A 1096-nucleotide genomic window follows, 5' to 3' on the forward strand; every position below is an offset into this window, starting at 1 on the left:
GAGCGTCAGATCAAAAAGACCATCGATGCATTTGCCAACAGCGCTGAACTCGCTCAACTTGCCGGTTATGACGGCGTGGAATTAATGGGCTCAGAAGGTTATTTGATCAATCAGTTCCTTTGTAAGCGCACCAATATGCGATATGACGATTGGGGCGGCAGTTACAAAAAACGCATGCGCTTCCCGTTGGAGATAGTGAAAGCTGTACGTAAAGCGGTGGGTGAGAAGTTCATCATCATTTTCCGTCTTTCGATGCTGGACCTCGTCGAGCAGGGCAGCACGTTCGAAGATGTGATTGAATTAGCCAAAGGATTGGAAGACGCGGGCGTCACCATTATCAACACTGGTATTGGTTGGCATGAAGCACGTATTCCGACCATTGCAACGCAAGTACCTCGCGGTGCATTTACATGGGTAACCGAGAAGGTGAAACCGCACGTTTCTGTGCCAATCGTCACCTGTAACCGAATTAACACTCCTGATGAAGCAGAGCGAATCCTTGCTTCTGGTCAGGCGGATATGGTGTCAATGGCTCGCCCGTTCTTGGCGGATCCATACTTTGTCGCGAAGGCAGAACAAGAGAAAGCGCAGCTTATTAATACGTGTATCGGCTGCAACCAAGCGTGTCTGGACAACGTATTTAAAGGTAAGCGCGCTAGTTGTCTCGTCAATCCACTTGCCTGTTACGAAACAGAAATTGTGGTTGAACCAACGTTCAAGAAGAAAAATATTGCCGTTGTAGGCGCAGGCCCTGCTGGTTTAGCTTGTGCGACGACTTTAGCTGAACGTGGTCATAAAGTTGATCTGTTTGAAAAGAACGACCGAATTGGTGGGCAATTCCGCTTAGCGATGCAAATCCCAGGTAAAGAAGAATTCAGAGAAACGATTCGCTACTTTGCCAACCGAATTGATGAAACGGGTGTAAATCTGCATTTGTCTACGGAAGCGAACTACGATTTGCTGACAGAGTACGATGAGGTTGTGATGGCTTCTGGTGTTGAACCGCGTAAGGTCAATATCGAAGGTATTGATAATGCAGAAAAAGTGGTGGATTACCAAACGCTGATTCGTGACAAAACGCCTGTCGGTGAAAAAG

At 47.4% G+C, this 1096-nt stretch carries 1 protein-coding gene; it reads left to right on the forward strand.

Annotation, left to right across the window (positions count from 1 at the left end):
• On the forward strand, positions 1 to 1096 hold a 1096-nt coding region (locus tag R7Q47_RS26070; protein ID WP_318090238.1), incomplete at both ends, for an FAD-dependent oxidoreductase.

This window comes from Vibrio sp. Vb0349 (genome assembly GCF_033338975.1).